This window comes from Methylocella silvestris BL2, from assembly GCF_000021745.1.
Taxonomy (GTDB): domain Bacteria; phylum Pseudomonadota; class Alphaproteobacteria; order Rhizobiales; family Beijerinckiaceae; genus Methylocapsa; species Methylocapsa silvestris.
In genome coordinates this window covers 3,991,817-4,010,635 of the sequence record NC_011666.1, presented here as the reverse complement: position 1 = coordinate 4,010,635, position 18,819 = coordinate 3,991,817, and the positions used below count along the sequence as shown (strand labels likewise).

Genomic DNA, 18,819 nt, shown 5'->3' with positions numbered 1-18,819 from the left:
TTTCCGCCGCCGGTTCATTACCCGCGCCGACGATCGGCAGGGCCTGGGATCAGACTGTCGCTATGGTTGACCAAGAGTTGCAAACCGCAGTCCGGGACTTCGATCTCATCGGAGGCGCCGCCGCTGTCGACCATCTGGTCGAATCTTTCTACCGCAACATGGACGAGCGGCCCGAGGCGCAGGCCATTCGCGCCATACATGCAGAAGACCTCGGATCGACGAAAGCGATCCTGAAACTTTATCTCGGCGAGTGGCTTGGCGGACCGGCATTATATTCGCAAAAGCGGGGACATCCGCGTCTGCGCATGAGGCATGTCCGTTTCTCCATCGGTCCCCGCGAGCGCGACGCCTGGCTCGCCTGCATGAACGCGGCGCTGGATGAGGTCGTTGCGGAGGTAAAACTCCGCGACCGGCTGAAGAGCGCCTTCCTTAAACTGGCCGACTGGCTTCGCAACGATCCGGAAAACGCACATGACAAGCATCACTGAAACGCCTTTCGCCTCTCTCGAAGCCGAAGGCCGGCTAATCAACGCGGTCTTCAAGGGCGCCACGGAAAAGCCCGGCCGCTTTGGCTATCGCGGCGGGATCGCGCTGAAATTCCAGCAGTCCTACGCCGACGAGAAGCGCCCGCCGGAACTTGCCTGCGAACAGGTGATCGCGGTCGCCGACGCCGGCGCCGAGACGATCCCCTTTCTGACCGCCAATTTCCTGTCGTTCGAACATCTGCAAAGCTTTGCCGACGTCCTCAAGGGCAAGCTCAGCCCGACCGGCAAATATTTCGCCTTCTGCAACAACATCGATCTGCTCGCGAAATACCACGTCGAGATCGACGGCATTCCCTTCTATGTGCTGCCGCTCGACGAATCGACCGTTTACAATGAAGTGCTGGAGCTGCTGCGGCTCGACAAAACCGATCTGAAGAAACTTACGATCGGCGGCAAGACGGATGCGGTGGCGGACGCGGCCCTGGCTTTCGACGATTCCTTCGACGCCATCAGTTTCGCGCAGGGGCTGGAGCGGATGGGGCCGGTCAAGAACCGTTACGAGCATCGTCCGGTTTGATCCGCAAGGATTTCGCGCAAGTCGCGACGCAACGCGCCGCGCTCATCAAAGTTTGAGTGTCGATGAATTCGAAAAGGCGGCGCCGCAAATCTTGCGGCGGCGCTTTTTTTCTTTGCGCCAAGGCCTTCGTCGCTTGCCCGACCTTGCGCGGGCCGCGAGACCCGCCCGCGCATGCTGTTCAGGCCCGACCTTTTAGAATTTCTTCACGCGTATATTGTGCTTTCTCAGCGCATAGCCGATCTGCCTTGGCGTAATACCCAGCACGCGCGCGGCTTTGGCCTTGACCCAGCCGGCGCGCTCCATAGCGTCGACGATCCGCTCGCGGTCCGACCGGAACGCCCCCTCTCCCGCCGGCGGCAAGGCGCCATCGGCCAAATGGGGAGGCGCTGCGGCGTCGTCGGGCGGGCGGATGTCGCGCGCCGTCTCGACCGGCGGCAGTCGCGCCGGGCCTACAGGAGCCTCGACGTGCCTGTGGCTGACTTGCGGCGCGTCGGACCCTTTCCACAAGATCGCTGACAGGCAACCATCATTGTGGCAGGCGAAATCGTTTTGCTCGATCTCGTCGCCCGGCGCCATCGTCGCCGTCCGGCGCACGCAATTTTCGAGTTCGCGAATATTGCCGGGGAATTTGCATTCCTTCAGCACGGCGATCGCAGAGGCCGTCAACACAAGGTCGGTTTTCTGCTCGCTGTTGAAGCGGTGCAGAAACTCATTGGCGAGCGGCAGAATGTCGCCTTCGCGCTCGCGCAGCGGCGGCAGAAAGATCGGAACCACCGTGATGCGATAATAAAGGTCGGCGCGGAATTCGCCGCGCTTGACGGCGTCCTCGAGGTTTTTGTTGGTGGCGCAAACCAGCCGCACATCGACCTTCAGCGGACGCGCGCCGCCGACCCGTTCGAATTCGCCCTCCTGCAGCACGCGCAGCAATTTGACCTGGAACGCGGGTGAAATATCGCCGATCTCGTCGAGGAACAGCGTGCCGCCGTCAGCCAGTTCGAACCGGCCCTTGCGCGTCGCGAGGGCCCCCGTGAACGCGCCGCGTTCGTGACCGAACAGCTCCGACTCCAGCACGCTCTCCGGCAGAGCCGCGCAATTGAGCTTGATGAAAGGCTTGCCGCTGCGCGGCGACAGATTATGGATCGCGGCCGCAAAAAGCTCCTTGCCGGTGCCGGATTCGCCGCGCAGCAGCACGGTCGAACGGCTCTTTGCGACGATCCGGATCTTCTTGACGACGGCGCGCACGGCCGGGCTGTCGCCGACGATGCCCTCGATGCCGCTGAATCGCGTCTCGGGCGAGCGAGGACGGGCGCTTTTTTCGAGCCGCGCATTTTCCTGCATCAGCCGCTCGCGATCGCGCGCGACGAGCTTTTGCAGGCGGAGGGTCTGGCCGACCAGATTGGCGATCATGGTCAAAAAACGCACATCATGATCGAATCTGACGCTGGTGCGGTTTGTATTGTTACGATCGACAGTCAAGGCGCCTATAACTTCATCGCCATCCTTGATTGGAACGCCGATCAGAGCGAAGGGCTCGCCATCCGCCCGTCCCCAGCCGGTGAGGTCCGACCCTTCGAACAGGGGCGAAGCGTAAACATTTTCAACGACCAGCGGCATTTTGGTGGTGACGATCTGGCCGATCGCCCGTTCCGGCAGGCGGTCGAAATAAAGCTTCGCATTCTGTTCCGACCAACCGGAGCCGACGACGATTTCCGGCTTGCCGTTTTTATCCAGGAGGGCAATCAGCCCATGCCGCATCTCGAGAAAGCTGGAAAGCAACGTCAACACGCCGGCCAGGGACACCTCAAGCCTGTTTACCGACGCAAGAAGCTTCGAAATTTCGTAAATGCCGACGAGAGTCGTTTCCCCCGGATCGGCGGCGCGGCCGATCGGCTGTGGCGCCGTAGGTGTCTGTGCATGAATCATCGAGAGCCTCGTTTTTGAGGACCGTTAAGCGACAATCCAAGCAAGCTCCATGCCGATTGTTCGGAATCCTACAAAGCAATCGGATCGAAACGAACAAAAGGCAAAACGGCCGCCACGATCCAATTGTCAGCTTCCGCCGCCGTTCTGTTGCGAAACAGACAAAGCAGACCACCCTCGCAAGCTATTCCTTCATAGATATAGCTATAACCTCCCGTTTTCGGCCCGCTTCAGAGGAAAATCATAGCTTTGCGCCACTGGCCCGCCGCTTGCTATTCGGTCGCTGGAGGGCTTGGCATGGTCGATTACTCACATTTTTCCTCGGGTCGTTCGAGCAGACCCTTTGCCGTCATTCTGGGAGTGAACGAGGTCGCCTCGGCCATCGCCGTCCATCTTGACAGAAGCGGATGGAGCGCCGCACTCTCCCGCGATTCCAATCCGCCGGTGTACAGGCGCGGCATGTCGTTTCACGACGCTCTGTTCGGCGACCGGGCGATGATCGCCGCGATTTCCGGCGAACGCGCCGAAACCGGCCTCGAAGTGCTCGCCGCCGTCTCGCGGCCGGATTGCGTCGCGGTGACGACGCTCGGCCTGCTCGACCTTCTCGTGCTGCGTCAACTCGATCTTGTCATTGACGCGCGGCTGCAGCCCTTTGCATTGCGGCCGGACCTGCGCAATCTCGCCAGACTGACAATCGGCGTTGGGCCCGGGTTCGACGATAAACTCAACTGCGACGTCGCGGTGCCGCTGGGCCAGCCCGCCCCCGTCAAGCTTGCCGGCGGCGCGACAGAGGACTCCGCCGCCGGATCAAAAAACTTCGTCTTCGCGCATCGGCGCGGCTCCTGGCGAACGGCGGTCGATCTCGGCTCACGCGCCTTCCGCGGGTTCGTCGTCGGCCATGTCGGCGGCGAGCCGCTGGCGGCGGCGGCGGACGGCATTCTCATCGGCATTGTACGGGATGGAACGGAAGTGGTTGAAGGCGACGTTCTCGCCGAAGTCGATCCGCGCACCCGTCAGGCCGCCTGGACCGGAATGGACGCCACAGGGCGCCTCACCGCCAAGGCGGTCATGCGCGCCCTTCAGAAAAACGCGGCGCCCGCGCCAAAGCGATCGGCCGTCATCGTTCAGGAAGCCCGCTAGATCATTTTGATTGTGGATCCGATCGATCCACAATCATGCGTGCGACTGTTTCGGACTAATCGGAGCGTGATGTGGCCCGGAAACGCTGCAATTCTTCAATTTCGCCAGCCTCGCGGGCCGGCTTTGTGGATGTCGTCCGGGCGCGCCGCAAATTGATTGAGATCATTGCCGCGCGATCGCAGCTGTGAGTTTATCGCGCCGTCGGCAAGGTCGCGGCGCGGATTTTCGGAACTTGGGCCTTAATTTCCGAAGTGTCGATTAACTGACATGGCGGCATTCGCTTTCCGACAGTGTCAGCATCGCGACATCGCCCCATCCAATCTAAAATCTCTCTAAATATCAGCTGCTTGCTTGGTTCAACAGCGATGGCACGGTTGTTGCCGAACTCTCCCTGCACGGTGCTTTGCTCGGCTGGTCAAACCGCAAAGTCGAGCCGCGATCCGAGAGTTCTGGCGCAGAGCCTACCCGCGAGGAACTGATATGGAAGAAGCCTATCAAAACATTGAACATGACGCCGGCGACCCCGAGGCGCTCGACGATCTGATGCAGAAGATCGCCGACCACAAGGGATGTGGAACGTCCGGCGGCAGCGGCAAATCGAGCTGCGGCACAGGAGCCGGGGCCAATGACCTCGCCCCCGAAATCTGGGAAAAAGTCAAAAACCATCCCTGCTACAGCGAAGAAGCCCACCATCACTACGCGCGCATGCATGTCGCCGTCGCGCCGGCCTGTAATATTCAATGCAACTATTGCAACCGCAAATATGATTGCGCCAATGAATCGCGCCCCGGCGTCGTCAGCGAGAAGCTGACGCCGGAACAGGCGGCCAAGAAAGTGCTGGCCGTCGCCTCGACGATCCCGCAGATGACGGTGCTCGGCATCGCCGGCCCCGGCGATCCGCTCGCCAATCCGGAAAAGACGTTCAAGACCTTCGAACTGATTTCCCGGACCGCGCCCGACATCAAGCTCTGCCTGTCGACCAACGGCCTCGCCCTGCCCGATCACGTCGACACCATCGCCAAATTCAACGTCGATCATGTGACCATCACGATCAACATGACCGACCCGGAAATCGGCGCCAAGATCTACCCGTGGATCTTCTGGAAACACAAGCGCATCACCGGCTATGAGGCGGCCAAGATCCTGACCGATCGCCAGCTGCAGGGCCTCGAAATGCTGACGGAGCGGGGCATCCTCTGCAAGATCAACTCGGTGATGATCCCCGGCGTGAACGACAAGCATCTCGTCGAAGTCAACCGGGCGGTCAAATCCCGCGGCGCATTCCTGCACAACATCATGCCGCTGATCTCCGCCCCGGAGCACGGCACGGTATTCGGCCTCACCGGCCAGCGCGGCCCCTCGGCGCAGGAGCTGAAGGCGCTGCAGGACAGCTGCGAAGGCGAAATGAACATGATGCGGCATTGCCGCCAGTGCCGCGCCGACGCCGTCGGACTGCTTGGCGAAGATCGCAGCGCCGAGTTCACCACCGACAAGATCATGGAGATGGAGGTCAACTACGACCTTGAATCGCGCAAGGCCTATCAGAGCAAGGTCGAGGAAGAGCGCATCGCCAAGGTCGAAGCCAAGAACGCCGAGCTCGAAACTCTGGCTGGCGCTTCCAGCGACATCCAGATCCTGATCGCCGTCGCGACCAAGGGCAGCGGCCGCGTCAACGAGCACTTTGGCCACGCCAAAGAGTTCCAGGTCTACGAACTCAGCACCAAGGGCGCGAAATTCGTCGGCCACCGCCGCGTCGATCTCTATTGCCAGGGCGGTTACGGCGAGGAAGACGCGCTCGAGACGGTCATTCGCGCCATCAATGATTGCGCGGCTGTCTTCGTCGCCAAGATCGGCGGCTGCCCGAAAGATTCGCTGCGTGCGGCCGGCATCGATCCGGTCGATCAATACGCCTTCGAATTCATCGAGCAATCGGCGATCGCCTACTTCAAGGATTACCTCGCCAAGGTGAACAGCGGCGAGATCGCGCATGTCATCCGCGGCGACGCCGACATCCGCCAAGGCGCTTACGTGCCGGTCTGACCGGGGCGAAGCATCTTGTCGCGGACGTTGCAAACGTCGGCGACAAGAAGATGCGTCACATCGAAAGAGATCGAGCGCTTTCACAAGCCGATGGCGAAAACGCTCGATCATAAAGTCCGTCAGGAAAGGAGTGAGCCATGACCTACAAGATCGTCGCCTCGCAATGCACGTCATGTTCGGCGTGTGAGGCTGAATGCCCCAATGTCGCGATCAGCGAGAAAGGCGGCACCTTCGTCATCAACCCGAAGAAATGCACCGAGTGCATCGGCTATTTCGATATCCCGCAATGCGTCGCCGTCTGCCCGGTGGACAACACCTGCGTCATCGACAACTCGCTGCCGCGCTACCAAGGGAATGCGGCATGAACATCACCCTGACCCCCGCCGCTCATAAATTCGTTCGCCGCCTCGTCATGTTCGACGGGGGTCCCGGCAGCGGTCTCCGGCTGCAGGTGACGCCGGGCGGGTGCTCCGGCCTCAGCGCCGAGTTCAGCGTGCAGCCGGCGCCGGCCGCCAACGAGCAGGTCTTCACGCAGGACGGCGTCAGCCTGTTTCTTGGCGCCGAAGCCCGGCTTCTTCTCGACGGCGTGACGATCAATTTCGTCGATACGCCGGCAAAGACCGGCTTCGACTTCATCGATCCGAAAAAGGCGTCATGCGGCTGCAGCAGCACCGCGCCGGCGGCTTTGGAAGAGCCGGCTCTCTCGTCGGCGAAATAGGGCCAGAATGTTCGCGAGCGACGACATAGACGCAAAGGCGCCCCCCGCGCTCGAGATCGACGCCATTGCGGCGTCGATTCTCGGGGAGGGGCTGCCCGCCGCCGCGGAGCGCCGCCTCCGCGAAGCGGCGGCGTCTTATCATCTCGACGACGTCGCCGAGACATTGCTGCTCGAAGCGCTCGCAGCGGCGCCGCAACATCCTGCGGTGCTGATCGGGCTCTACCGTTTCTATTTCTACAAGGGGCGCCTTTTTGACGCCATCGGGGTGGCGCGCGCCTGCCTCGACAAGGCGCTGAGCGAGCTTGGCCTTGCCCGCGACTGGCGCGCCGTGCAGCCGGACGACGCCGATTTCGGCTCCTATTCCGCGGTGCTGCCGCGCTTCTTCACCTTCACGTTAAAAGGCTACGCCTATTTGCACATGCGCGTCGGCGAAATCGACGAGGGCCGCGAAGCCGTGACAAAACTCCTGGCGCTCGATCCCTCCGACAAGATCAACGCGGGACTGCTGCTCGACATCGCCGACAGGATGGGAGCTGAAGATGAAGACTGACATCGACGAAGCCCTTGACTGGCGCGGCGAGGCGGTCATTTGCGCCAATTGCGCCCATATCGAATTGTTGAATTCCCGCTGCCAGCCGCTGAAGGCCTGCGTGCACGACCGCTATGCGCGGCGCATCGACCGCTTCTTCGACTGGAATCCCAGCCTCGCCAACAGCTATCTTGAGCATCCTTATTTCGAGGTGCGCGCCTGCGGCGCCAAAGCGGCTGACGTGTTCCATCTGCCGCCCCTGCTCGACGATCCCGAGGAAGCCGTCCGCTGGAGCGCCGCGCGCCGCCTGCCGAACCGTTATCTTCTGCGGCTGCGCAACGATCCGCACCGCGAAGTGCGCATCCGCGTCGCGCAGCGCCTCGAAGGCGCCGACCTGATGGCCATGATCGCCGACCCGGACTATTACGTGCGCCAGACGGTCGCGCGAAAAATCCCGGCCGACCTCCTCGTCTTGATGATCGGCGACGCCGATGTCGAAGTCCGGCGCGTCGTCGCTGTGCGCATCGGCCTCGAGCATCTTTCGCGCCTTGCCGCCGACCCCGAGGCCGGCGTTCGGCTCGAGGCGGCGCGACGGCTCGAGCCCGCCAATCTCGCAAAACTGACCGGCGATCCCGACTGGCGGGTCCGCTACGAAATCGTGCTGCGCGCGGACATAGAGGTCGTGCGCGGGCTCGCCGAGGATGAAGATCCGCTGGTGCGCGCCGCCGCGCAGGACCGCATTTCGGCCGGCCGGCGCGACGGCGATCCGCACGCCGGGGATGGCGTCTTTCCCGTTCTTGCGCCGCTCGGCAGCGCCTCGCCCGAGGCGCTGGAGCGCCCAACCGCTGAGGATTTGAGATGACAAACATCAGTCGCGATAGCGAAGTCGTCGAGCTCAATCAGCCGCCGCTCTATAATTACGGCCAGAAGGTGCGGGCGAAGAAAACCGTCCGCAACGACGGCACCTTCATGGGCAAGGAGATCGGCGAGGTGCTCTGCAAGAAGGGCGACGAAGGTTATGTCGTCAGCATCGGCACCTTTTTGCAGCAATTCTACATCTATGGCGTCGAATTCGTCGCTACAGGCTACCGTGTCGGGATGAAGCGCAAGGAGCTCGATCCCGTCGAAACCATCACCACAACAGCTAGCGGGGCTTCATCATGAGCGCTTCTTCGCCCGGAAAATTCGAGTGGGGACAAAGGGTCCGCGCCACAGCCGATCTGTTCAACGACGGCTCCTATCCCGAGCAGCCGGAGAACGCTCTGCTGGTCCGGGCCGGCGACGCCGGAGAAATCGTCCAGGTCGGCTCGCATGTCGAAACCGAGACCCCCGTCTATCTCGTCGAATTCGGCGAGCATCGGGTCGTCGGCTGTCTCGAAGACGAGATCACGCCGCTCTAGTTGCCTGACGGACCGGCGGCGTCGCCGCCGGCCGTCCTTTTTATAAACATAACCCATAAAGGCGCCCCGTGAAAATCATGATCCGCAGAAGCTCGGAAGGCATCCTCTCCGCCTATGTGCCGAAGAAGGACCTCGAAGAGCCCATCGTCGAGATGGAAAAGCCGGACATGTGGGGCGGCACGATCACGCTGCAAAACGGCTGGCTGTTGGCGTTGCCGGAAATGGGTCCCGAAACGACGCTTCCCATCACGGTGGAAGCGCGGCGATTGAGCGGCGATTAATATGACGCTTGACGAACAAAGTCTTGGCGCGATCAGCGCTTTTCTGGCGACGGCGGAGCTTGATCCGGCGGCGCTCGCCGAATTGCGCCGCCGTTTTCCCGGCCTCCCGCTCAGCCGTTGCGACGCCTCGGACGTCGCCGACGAGACGCCCTACCGATCGTTCGAGCGCTGCAATCTCTATCTGCTCGACGGCCGCGATCATTGCGTCAAGCTGACAACCGATCCGAGCTGCGCCACCGGAGTCGTGCTGGCGTCGAAAGGAGCGAGGTGATGGATACGACCTGGCTGACCCTGTCCGACCCCGACATGTCGGAGATCGAAGCCGCGGCCGCACGTGACGTGCTGGTCTCGGCCAGGATGTCGTCTGGGCCGGTCACCGAGGGATTCGAGGAGGCGTTTGCGCAATATCTCGGGCGCAAGCACGCCATCGCCGTGTCGAGCGGCATCATCGGTCTTTATCTCACCCTGCAAGCCTATGGCGTCGGCCCCGGCGATGAAATCGTCGCGCCCTCGCATTCCTTCCGCGAAACCGTCCACGCCATCGCGCTGACCGGCGCGCGGCCGGTGTTCGCCGATGTCGATTACTGGACCGGAGCCTTGGCGCCCGACAAGGCCGCGGCCTGTCTCACCGAGCGCACGCGCATGATTGTCGCCGGCAATCCCGCCGGCCACCCGGCGCCCTGGGCGCCGCTGCGCGAACTCGCCACAGGCGCGGGCGTCGCCTTGATCGAGGATTCCACCGAGGCGATCGGCTCGGTCTACAAAGGCGCGCGGGTCGGCTCCTTCGGGGATTGTTCGATCTTCGATTTCTCACAGCCTGGCGCGCTGATCTGCGGCGAAGGCGGCATGATCGTCACCGACGATGACGACCGCGCCCTGGCGATTCGCCGGCTGCGTTCGCGCAAGCTCGAAGAGCGGACTTCGGTCGTGATCGGCGCCGTCGCGCCGCTACAGGCGTCCCTGAGCGACCTTGCGTCGGCGGTTGGCCTTGCGCAATTGCGCCGCCTCGACGTTCTGCTGGCGCGGCGCAAGACCATCGAGGCCTATTATGGCGATTATTTCCGGTCGTTCGAAGGGATCAAGGATCCCTACATCGCGCCGGACGTGGACGAGGTTCACTGGTTCCTTTTCGTCGTCCATCTCGGCACCCGCTTTTCCCGGTCGAGCCGGGATTCGATCATCGACGATCTGAAGACCGAAAAGATTGAATCGGCCGCCTATTCTCAGCCGCTTCATCTCCAGCGCCGATATTTCGACATGGGATATCGCCGGGGCGATTTCTTCGTCACGGAGAAAGTGGCGGACCGGGCGGTGGCGCTGCCGTTCCACGCTCATCTCACAGAAGAGCAGATCGCGTTCATCGTCGGCACGATGAAGGACGCTTCCATCAACAACGGCGCCGGCGCCGCGATCTATTGACGCGCCCCGAGGCCATTCATCAACAGGAGAAGACAATGCCGCTTTTAACCATTCAGCCATCCGGAAAAACAATCGAAGCCGCCGAAGGCACCTCGCTGCTCGACGCCCTGCTCGCCGCCGGCGAAAAGATCGTCTCGAAATGCGGCGGCAACGCCAAATGCGGCCAATGCCACGTCTTCGTTCAGGAAGGTCGCAAGACCATCTCGAAGATGACCCGCGTCGAGAATGAAATGCTCGACACCATCATCGGCGTTGGTTCGAAGTCGCGCCTCGCCTGCCAGGCGATGTTCGGGACCGAGCCGGTCACCGTCGAAGTGCTGAGCTTCGTCTGAAAGCGGACGAAGAGCAATTCCCTGATCCGATCGGGCGCCTTGTACGCGTTGTAAATGCGACATTGCCTGATTGCATTCAATGAAAGGCCGAGACAATGAGCGAAGAGAAAAAAGTTATCCTTCACGTCCGCTTCTATCCCGATGGCACCGTCAGCGAAATCCAGGATCGGCCGGCAGGCCTCGCGCCGCAGGAATGGTTCGACCGCTTGATCAACATCAACAAGACCGGCGAGAGCTTTGAAGCGCTTTCCGGCGGCCGCGGCGTCTTCCGCTACCCCGCGGCGGAAATCGAAGCGCTGAAAGCCGCCGCCCTTCAATAGGCTGACGTCGCCAGCGACCCTCCGCAGGAGAAGATAAAATGATTGACCAGATTCTCGCGGCGATGGATCGCGGAGACGTTGTTCCCTATCTCGGGCCGGGGGCCCTTGCCCTCGCCGGCGAGGCCGCCCCGCCGCATTCGCCCGAAACGCTGGTGACCCAATTGACCGCGGCGGCGACGGTGCCGCACAAGATTCGCAACAATCTGACGGCGGCTGCGCAGTTCATCGAAAATTTCAAGCACCGCAAGACGGTCGCTCAGACGATGACGAAAGCGTTCACCAATGCGACGCCACCGACCGCGCTGCATACGTGGCTCGCCAGCCGCGCGAAACTGCCGGTCCTCGTCAACGCCTGGTACGACGATCTGCTGCAAAAGGCGTTCGCCGGCCGCGCCGACTGGGGCATGGCGCAAGGCGTCAGCCAGGCGGAGCATTTTGGCGAATGGGTGCATTATTTCCGCGCCGACGGCTCACAGGTGCCGGGCGTCTCACGCATCCAGGACGGTTCGGGCGCAAAAGCGCCGGCCGATGCGCCGGACGAAACGCTGAAATGGACGACGCTGATCTATCAGCCGATCGGCTCGGTTTCTCCAGCGGCCAACTACATCATCTCGGATTCGGACTATGTCGAGGTTCTGACGGAAATCGACATTCAGACGCCCATTCCCGAGGCGGTGCAGTCGATCCGGCGCGGCAAGAGCTTCCTCTTCGTCGGCTGCCGCTTCTCAAGCCAGATCGAACGCAGTTTCGCGCGGCAGATCATGAAACGCTCGTCCGACCGCCACTGGGCTGTGATGGCGGGGCCGCTCACGCGCAATGAGGAACGCTTCCTGCGCGAGCAGAACATCGAATGGATCGACCAGCCGCTTGACGTTTTTGTCGCGAAACTGACCGACAGCGCCGCGAGCCGCCCGGAAATGGCCTCGATCGCCTGACGCAAACAGATCCCGGACGGCGGCGCCTTCCGGGATCGACTTTTTGATCTGAATCTCTCGCCTCGTGCAGGATGACCCTGGATTTCCGTAAATCCTGGATTACAAGGCTGCGCCTGCCGCCTTCAGCTGTTCCCCAGCGACCAGTTCCCCCGGCGGAGTCAGGACGTCTTCAGGACGCTGAGCGGCAAAGCAAAGCCAGCGCGCCGTCCAAGCAGCACGTCGACCCTCTCGCGCACCGTCTCGAGCTTTAACGGCTTCGCAAGCAGGCTATGCGCGCCGGCGGCAAGACATTGCTTGCCAAATTCATCGCCGGCCGACTCGACGATCACAAGGATCTTGGCTCCCGGGATCTTCTGCTTGATATCCGACAAAACGCCGACGCCTTCGCTGCGCACGATCGACGACGCGAGCAGGAGGAGATCCGGCTTCCCATCCGGCAATTTCTCGAACGCCCGCTGCACCGATCCGACTTCATGCGTCTCATTTTCGTCATGGAGCATGAATTGCAGGGCGGCGCGGATGATTTCGTCATCGTCGACGACGAAAATGCGCTTGTTTTCAACCGCTCGCGACGTCTCTACGCCGATCTGCATGATGTTGTCTCCATGATTTGAGCTCCGTCCCAGATTGAGCTCCATCCCAATTAGCAATTTACATACCGATGGCGGCTGCAACCCGCATGCGGGAACTCCAACGACCAGCCGGCGCGCGGCGGCGGCGCGGCGGCGGAAAAACGTTCCGAATGCTCCATTTAGCGCTGTTCGTTTCCGCCGAATTGAGACAGCAATGTCGGCTTTGGGACACGGCCATCAATGCCCGCCCTACATCTTTTTATTCGTTTAAAATCAGTAAGTTGATTGCCTAATTTGGCTCTGGCACGGTGTTTGCGGAATAGGGTCTGCGTGGGGCGGGTTGTCGCCGTTTAGGCACTTCTCGGGAAAGCGCACCCTCGGCGCCTGCGCCCGGCGCCGCACGGCTTAGGCAACATTCCAGATAGTCGGCCGACGTTAGGGGCGCCGAGGCAAATTAACGGGATCAAGGAGCAAGCAATGTCAGATCTGCGGCAAATCGCATTCTACGGCAAGGGAGGCATCGGCAAGTCGACGACCTCCCAGAACACCCTCGCGGCTCTCGCCGCCATGGACCAGAAAATTCTCATCGTCGGCTGCGACCCCAAGGCCGATTCGACCCGCCTCATCCTCCACTCCAAGGCGCAGGACACCATCCTGAGCCTCGCGGCTGAAGCTGGCAGCGTCGAGGACCTCGAGCTCGAAGACGTCATGAAAGTCGGCTTCCGCGACATCCGTTGCGTCGAGTCGGGCGGCCCGGAGCCGGGAGTCGGCTGCGCCGGCCGCGGCGTCATCACCTCGATCAACTTCCTCGAGGAAAACGGCGCGTACGAAGGCGTCGACTATGTCTCCTATGACGTTCTCGGCGACGTGGTCTGCGGCGGCTTCGCGATGCCGATCCGTGAGAACAAGGCGCAGGAAATCTACATCGTCATGTCCGGCGAGATGATGGCGATGTATGCCGCCAACAACATCTCCAAGGGCATTCTGAAATACGCCAATTCCGGCGGCGTGCGCCTCGGCGGTCTCGTCTGCAACGAGCGCCAGACGGACAAGGAATATGAGCTGGCGGAAGCGCTGGCCGAAAAGCTCGGCACCAAGCTGATCTATTTTGTCCCGCGCGACAATATTGTCCAGCACGCCGAACTGCGCCGCATGACAGTCATCGAATACGCGCCCGATTGCGCGCAGGCCGAGCATTACCGCACGCTGGCGACGAAGATCCACGCGAACAAGGGCAATGGCGTTATCCCGACCCCGATCACGATGGACGAACTCGAAGACCTGCTGATGGCTCACGGCATCATGAAGGCCGTCGACGAATCCCAGGTCGGCAAGACCGCCGCCGAACTGACGGCCTAATCAAACCGGCCGGACGCCGGCTCCGTCAGGAGCTGGCGTCCTCCTCCGATCAACCGATTTTGAAAGGTGCGACCATGAGCCTGGCGCCTGCTGAATCCATCGAAGACATCAAAGCCCGGAACAAGGCCCTCATCAAGGAGGTCCTCGAAGTCTATCCGGAGAAAACAGCCAAGCGACGCGCCAAGCATCTCGGCACGTTCGAGGAAGGCAAGCCTGACTGCGGCGTTAAGTCGAACATCAAATCGATCCCCGGCGTCATGACGATCCGCGGCTGCGCTTATGCCGGCTCGAAGGGCGTCGTGTGGGGTCCGATCAAGGACATGATCCACATCAGCCATGGCCCCGTCGGCTGCGGTCAGTATTCCTGGGCCTCGCGGCGCAACTATTACATCGGCACCACGGGCGTCGACACCTTCGGCACGATGCAGTTCACCTCCGATTTCCAGGAGAAGGACATTGTGTTCGGCGGCGACAAGAAGCTCGCCAAAATCATGGACGAAATTCAGGTCCTGTTCCCCCTGAACAAGGGCATCACCGTTCAGTCCGAGTGCCCGATCGGCCTCATCGGCGACGACATCGAGGCGGTCTCCAAGGCCAAGTCGAAGGAATATGAAGGCAAGACGATCGTTCCCGTCCGCTGCGAAGGCTTCCGCGGCGTGTCGCAGTCGCTCGGCCACCACATCGCCAACGACGCCGTCCGCGACTGGGTGTTCGACAAGCAGGAGGGCAAGCCCGCCCGCTTCGAGCAGACCGACTATGACGTCGCGATCATCGGCGACTACAACATCGGCGGCGACGCCTGGTCTTCCCGCATCCTGCTCGAGGAAATGGGTCTTCGCGTGATTGCGCAATGGTCCGGCGACGGCACCATCGCCGAGCTCGAGGCGACGCCGAAGGCGAAGCTGAATGTGCTGCACTGCTACCGTTCGATGAACTACATCTCGCGCCACATGGAAGAGAAATACGGTATACCGTGGGTCGAGTATAATTTCTTCGGGCCGACCAAGATCGAAGAATCGCTGCGCAAGATCGCCAGCCATTTCGACGACAAGATCAAGGACGGCGCCGAGCGCGTCATCGCCAAATATCGCGCGCTGACCGACGCCGTCATCGCCAAATACCGGCCGCGCCTCGAAGGCAAGACCGTTATGCTGTTCGTCGGCGGCCTGCGTCCGCGCCACGTGATCGGCGCTTACGAGGATCTCGGCATGGAGATCGTCGGGACGGGCTACGAGTTCGGCCACAACGACGACTATCAGCGCACCACCCACTATGTGAAGGACGGCACGCTGATCTATGACGACGTGACCGGCTACGAGTTCGAGAAATTCGTCGAAAAGATCCAGCCCGATCTCGTCGGCTCCGGCATCAAGGAAAAATACGTCTTCCAGAAAATGGGCGTGCCTTTCCGCCAGATGCACTCGTGGGACTACTCGGGCCCCTATCACGGCTACGATGGCTTCGCGATCTTCGCGCGCGACATGGACATGGCGATCAACTCGCCGGTCTGGAAGCTGGCCAAGACCCCCTGGGCGGCCTGATCGGCTTCTTAAATAACGCGCTCTCCTCCGGGAGAGCGCGCCCCCCGGCTTCGGAACCAAAAGGGTTTAACTATGCCACAGAATCCTGACAACGTTCTCGACCATTTCAACCTGTTCCGGCAGCCGGAATATAAGGAAATGTTCGAAAACAAGAAAAAGAACTTCGAAAATCCCGTCGCTGACGAAGAGCTCGAACGCGTTCGCGAATGGACCAAGACGGAAGAATATCGCGAGAAGAATTTCGCTCGCGAAGCGCTGACCGTCAATCCGGCGAAAGCCTGCCAGCCGCTCGGCGCCGTGTTCGCCGCCGTCGGCTTTCAGGAGACGATCCCCTTCGTCCATGGCTCGCAAGGCTGCGTCGCTTATTATCGCAGCCATTTTTCTCGCCATTTCAAGGAGCCGACCTCTTGCGTCTCCTCCTCGATGACGGAAGACGCGGCGGTGTTCGGCGGCCTCAACAACATGATCGACGGCCTCGCCAATACCTACAATATGTACAAGCCGAAGATGATCGCGGTGTCGACGACCTGCATGGCGGAAGTCATCGGCGACGATCTCAACGCCTTCATCAAGACGGCCAAGGAAAAAGGCTCGGTCCCGGCGGAATATGACGTTCCCTTCGCCCACACCCCGGCTTTCGTCGGCAGCCACATCACCGGCTACGACAATGTGATGAAAGGCGTCGTGGAGCATTTCTGGGACGGCAAGGCCGGCACCGCGCCGAAGCTTGAGCGCGTTCCGAATGAGAAGATCAATTTCTTCGGCGGGTTTGACGGCTACACGGTCGGCAATCTGCGGGAGATCAAGCGAATCTTCAACTCGATGAATATCGAGTACACGATTATGGGCGACAACAGCGACGTCTGGGATACGCCGACCGATGGCGAATTCCGCATGTATGACGGCGGCACCACGCTCGAAGACGCCGCCAACGCGATCCACGCCAAGGCGACGATTTCGATGCAGGAATATTGCACCGAAAAGACCCTGAAGTTCATCGAGACGACGGGCCAAGAGGTTGTGTCCTTCAACCATCCGCTCGGCGTCAAAGGCACCGACGAGTTTCTGATGGCGCTTTCCCGTATCACCGGCAAGCCAATCTCGGCGGAGCTGACCCGCGAGCGCGGACGCCTCGTCGACGCCATCGCTGATTCGAGCGCGCATATCCACGGCAAGAAATTCGCCATCTATGGCGATCCCGATCTCTGCATCGGCCTCGCCTCCTTCCTGCTCGAGCTCGGCGCCGAGCCGACCCATGTTCTGTCGACCAATGGCGGCAAGGCCTGGGAAGCGAAAATGCAGGGCATCCTCGACGCCTCGCCGTTCGGCAAGGGCTGCCACGCTTATGGCGGCAAGGATCTGTGGCACATGCGTTCGCTGCTGTTCACGGAGCCGGTCGACTTCCTGATCGGCAACACCTACGGCAAATATCTCGATCGCGATACCGGCACCCCGCTGATCCGCATCGGCTTCCCCATCTTCGATCGTCACCACTATCACCGCTATCCGGTGTGGGGCTATCAGGGCGCGATGAACGTCCTCGTCTGGATCCTCGACAAGATCTTCGACGAAATCGACCGCAACACCAATGTCGTGGCGAAGTCCGACTACAGCTTCGACATCATCCGCTAACAGCGTCGGCGCCTTCCGGGGCGCCGCGTCCGGCTCCGCCGCGCCACGCCTTGACCGTGGTCGCGGCGAACCGCCGCCAATATAATACGCATGCAACTTGTCTGATCGACTGGCGCAACCCGGGGGCCACCCACTTAGCGCCATGGCTCGTAGTCGAAGAGGTAGGCATGACCAGTTTAGCGAACAAGATCCAGGACGTTTTCAACGAGCCAGGCTGCGACAAGAATCAGGGCAAATCCGACAAGGAACGCAAGAAGGGCTGCACCAAGCAATTGCAGCCGGGGGCCGCTGCCGGCGGCTGCGCCTTCGACGGCGCCAAAATCGCGCTGCAGCCGATCACCGACGTCGCCCACCTCGTTCACGGCCCGATCGCCTGCGAGGGCAATTCATGGGACAACCGAGGCGCCAAATCCTCTGGATCTCAGCTTTACCGAACCGGCTTTACGACCGACATCAACGAGACGGACGTCATCTTCGGCGGCGAGAAGCGGCTGTTCAAAGCGATCAAGGAAATTATCGACAAATATGATCCGCCGGCCGTGTTCGTCTATCAGACCTGCGTGCCCGCGATGATCGGCGATGATATCGGCGCCGTTTGCAAGGCCGCCGCCGCCAAATTCAACAAGCCCGTCATCCCCGTCATTTCGCCAGGTTTCGTCGGCCCGAAAAATCTCGGCAACAAGCTCGCCGGCGAGGCCATCCTCGATCATGTGATCGGCACGATGGAGCCCGAGTACACGACGCCCTACGACATCAACATCATTGGCGAATATAATCTCTCCGGCGAATTGTGGCAGGTGAAGCCGCTGTTCGACGAACTCGGCATTCGCATTTTGTCCTGCATCTCGGGCGACGCCAAATATAAGGAAGTCGCCTGGTCGCATCGCGCCAAAGCCTCGATGATGGTCTGCTCCAAGGCGATGATCAACGTCGCCCGCAAGATGGAGGAGCGCTACGACATTCCCTTCTTCGAGGGCTCTTTCTACGGCATCGAGGACACCAGCGACTCGCTGCGCGAGATCGCCCGTCTGCTGATCGAAAAAGGCGCCCCGGCCGAGCTGATGGAGCGCACCGAGGCGGTGATCGCCCGCGAGGAAGCGCTCGCCTGGAAGAGCATCGAGCCCTATCGGGCGCGGCTCGCCGGCAAGCGCGTGCTGCTCATCACGGGCGGCGTCAAATCCTGGTCGGTCGTCGCCGCGCTGCAGGAAGCCGGATGTGAAATCGTCGGCACCAGCGTCAAGAAGTCGACCAAAGAGGACAAGGAAAAGATCAAGGAGTTGATGGGCCAGGACGCCCATATGATCGACGATATGACGCCGCGCGAAATGTACAAGATGCTGAAGGACGCGAAAGCCGACATCATGCTTTCCGGCGGCCGTTCGCAGTTCATCTCGCTGAAGGCGAAAATGCCCTGGCTCGACATCAACCAGGAGCGCCACCACGCCTATATGGGCTATGTCGGCATGGCCGAGCTCGTCAAGGAGATCGACAAGGCGCTCTACAATCCCGTGTGGGAACAGGCGCGCCGCGCCGCCCCCTGGGAGACGAAGCCTTCGGAAATGTTTTCGGAGCCCGAGCCGGAACTTGCGGCGCCAACAGCGCTCGCGGCGGAATAGGGG

22 protein-coding genes are annotated in these 18,819 nt (G+C 61.3%); 20 read left to right on the top strand and 2 right to left on the bottom strand.

The window, feature by feature from the left end:
• Positions 1-62: 62 nt before the first annotated feature.
• Both MSIL_RS18540 and MSIL_RS18535 read left to right on the top strand, forming a co-directional pair.
• Positions 63-488, top strand: coding sequence for a group II truncated hemoglobin (locus tag MSIL_RS18540; RefSeq protein WP_012592603.1), 426 nt, complete (start codon positions 63-65; stop codon positions 486-488).
• On the top strand, positions 472-1,062 hold the full coding sequence (locus tag MSIL_RS18535) for a hypothetical protein (protein ID WP_012592602.1): 591 nt from the start codon (positions 472-474) through the stop codon (positions 1,060-1,062). Before MSIL_RS18540 ends, MSIL_RS18535 begins: the two co-directional genes overlap by 17 nt.
• Positions 1,063-1,254: 192 nt before the next feature.
• Here the strand turns inward: MSIL_RS18535 and nifA are convergent, their stop codons facing one another.
• Complete coding sequence (gene nifA, locus MSIL_RS18530; RefSeq protein WP_012592601.1) at positions 1,255-2,985, bottom strand: nif-specific transcriptional activator NifA; 1,731 nt, start codon at positions 2,983-2,985, stop codon at positions 1,255-1,257.
• A 294-nt stretch (positions 2,986-3,279) separates the two neighbouring features.
• Here nifA and MSIL_RS18525 point away from each other — a divergent pair, with 294 nt between their 5' ends.
• From MSIL_RS18525 to MSIL_RS18460, 14 genes are all read left to right on the top strand, one after another.
• Positions 3,280-4,122, top strand: a complete 843-nt coding sequence (locus MSIL_RS18525) for a hypothetical protein (protein ID WP_012592600.1) — start codon at positions 3,280-3,282, stop codon at positions 4,120-4,122.
• A gap of 480 nt (positions 4,123-4,602) precedes the next feature.
• Positions 4,603-6,162, top strand: coding sequence for a nitrogenase cofactor biosynthesis protein NifB (gene nifB / locus MSIL_RS18520; protein ID WP_012592599.1), 1,560 nt, complete (start codon positions 4,603-4,605; stop codon positions 6,160-6,162).
• Between the two features lie 137 nt (positions 6,163-6,299).
• Positions 6,300-6,527: a 4Fe-4S dicluster domain-containing protein gene (locus MSIL_RS18515; protein WP_012592598.1), complete on the top strand. Its 228-nt coding sequence runs from the start codon at positions 6,300-6,302 to the stop codon at positions 6,525-6,527.
• Entirely contained in the window at positions 6,524-6,880 is a 357-nt protein-coding gene (locus MSIL_RS18510; RefSeq protein ID WP_012592597.1) for a HesB/IscA family protein, read from the top strand. The genes MSIL_RS18515 and MSIL_RS18510 overlap by 4 nt, the downstream gene beginning before the upstream one ends.
• 7 nt (positions 6,881-6,887) lie before the next feature.
• The gene (locus MSIL_RS18505) at positions 6,888-7,430 is read left to right on the top strand and encodes a hypothetical protein (protein ID WP_012592596.1); all 543 of its coding nucleotides are present in this window, start codon (positions 6,888-6,890) and stop codon (positions 7,428-7,430) included.
• Positions 7,420-8,271, top strand: a complete 852-nt coding sequence (locus tag MSIL_RS18500; protein WP_012592595.1) for a 4Fe4S-binding leucine-rich repeat protein — start codon at positions 7,420-7,422, stop codon at positions 8,269-8,271. Before MSIL_RS18505 ends, MSIL_RS18500 begins: the two co-directional genes overlap by 11 nt.
• Positions 8,268-8,573, top strand: a complete 306-nt coding sequence (locus MSIL_RS18495; protein ID WP_012592594.1) for a nitrogen fixation protein NifZ — start codon at positions 8,268-8,270, stop codon at positions 8,571-8,573. Before MSIL_RS18500 ends, MSIL_RS18495 begins: the two co-directional genes overlap by 4 nt.
• Positions 8,570-8,809: a nitrogen fixation protein NifZ gene (locus MSIL_RS18490; RefSeq protein WP_012592593.1), complete on the top strand. Its 240-nt coding sequence runs from the start codon at positions 8,570-8,572 to the stop codon at positions 8,807-8,809. The genes MSIL_RS18495 and MSIL_RS18490 overlap by 4 nt, the downstream gene beginning before the upstream one ends.
• Positions 8,810-8,877: 68 nt before the next feature.
• Positions 8,878-9,090, top strand: coding sequence for a putative nitrogen fixation protein NifT (nifT, locus tag MSIL_RS18485; protein WP_041368185.1), 213 nt, complete (start codon positions 8,878-8,880; stop codon positions 9,088-9,090).
• 1 nt (position 9,091) lies between these two features.
• The gene (locus MSIL_RS18480; protein ID WP_012592591.1) at positions 9,092-9,361 is read left to right on the top strand and encodes a DUF6129 family protein; all 270 of its coding nucleotides are present in this window, start codon (positions 9,092-9,094) and stop codon (positions 9,359-9,361) included.
• A complete protein-coding gene (locus tag MSIL_RS18475; protein ID WP_012592590.1) occupies positions 9,361-10,509 on the top strand; it encodes a DegT/DnrJ/EryC1/StrS family aminotransferase in 1,149 nt (382 codons plus the stop codon). The genes MSIL_RS18480 and MSIL_RS18475 overlap by 1 nt, the downstream gene beginning before the upstream one ends.
• Positions 10,510-10,544: 35 nt before the next feature.
• Complete coding sequence (locus tag MSIL_RS18470) at positions 10,545-10,841, top strand: 2Fe-2S iron-sulfur cluster-binding protein (RefSeq protein ID WP_012592589.1); 297 nt, start codon at positions 10,545-10,547, stop codon at positions 10,839-10,841.
• Positions 10,842-10,936: 95 nt separating this feature from the next.
• Positions 10,937-11,161 carry a hypothetical protein gene (locus MSIL_RS18465; RefSeq protein WP_012592588.1) on the top strand — a complete coding sequence of 75 codons (225 nt, stop codon included), beginning with the start codon at positions 10,937-10,939 and terminating at the stop codon, positions 11,159-11,161.
• Between the two features lie 38 nt (positions 11,162-11,199).
• Positions 11,200-12,096, top strand: coding sequence for an SIR2 family NAD-dependent protein deacylase (locus tag MSIL_RS18460; protein WP_012592587.1), 897 nt, complete (start codon positions 11,200-11,202; stop codon positions 12,094-12,096).
• Positions 12,097-12,254: 158 nt separating this feature from the next.
• Here MSIL_RS18460 and MSIL_RS18455 read toward each other — a convergent pair whose 3' ends face one another.
• Positions 12,255-12,689, bottom strand: coding sequence for a response regulator (locus MSIL_RS18455; RefSeq protein WP_012592586.1), 435 nt, complete (start codon positions 12,687-12,689; stop codon positions 12,255-12,257).
• A gap of 456 nt (positions 12,690-13,145) precedes the next feature.
• On the opposite strand from MSIL_RS18455, the gene nifH reads away from it, so the two are divergent.
• From nifH to nifE, 4 genes are all read left to right on the top strand, one after another.
• Entirely contained in the window at positions 13,146-14,027 is an 882-nt protein-coding gene (nifH, locus tag MSIL_RS18450; protein WP_012592585.1) for a nitrogenase iron protein, read from the top strand.
• Positions 14,028-14,101: 74 nt separating this feature from the next.
• On the top strand, positions 14,102-15,568 hold the full coding sequence (gene nifD, locus MSIL_RS18445; RefSeq protein WP_012592584.1) for a nitrogenase molybdenum-iron protein alpha chain: 1,467 nt from the start codon (positions 14,102-14,104) through the stop codon (positions 15,566-15,568).
• 72 nt (positions 15,569-15,640) lie between these two features.
• Positions 15,641-17,200, top strand: coding sequence for a nitrogenase molybdenum-iron protein subunit beta (gene nifK / locus MSIL_RS18440; RefSeq protein WP_012592583.1), 1,560 nt, complete (start codon positions 15,641-15,643; stop codon positions 17,198-17,200).
• A 167-nt stretch (positions 17,201-17,367) separates the two neighbouring features.
• Positions 17,368-18,816, top strand: a complete 1,449-nt coding sequence (nifE, locus tag MSIL_RS18435; RefSeq protein WP_012592582.1) for a nitrogenase iron-molybdenum cofactor biosynthesis protein NifE — start codon at positions 17,368-17,370, stop codon at positions 18,814-18,816.
• Positions 18,817-18,819: the final 3 nt, after the last annotated feature.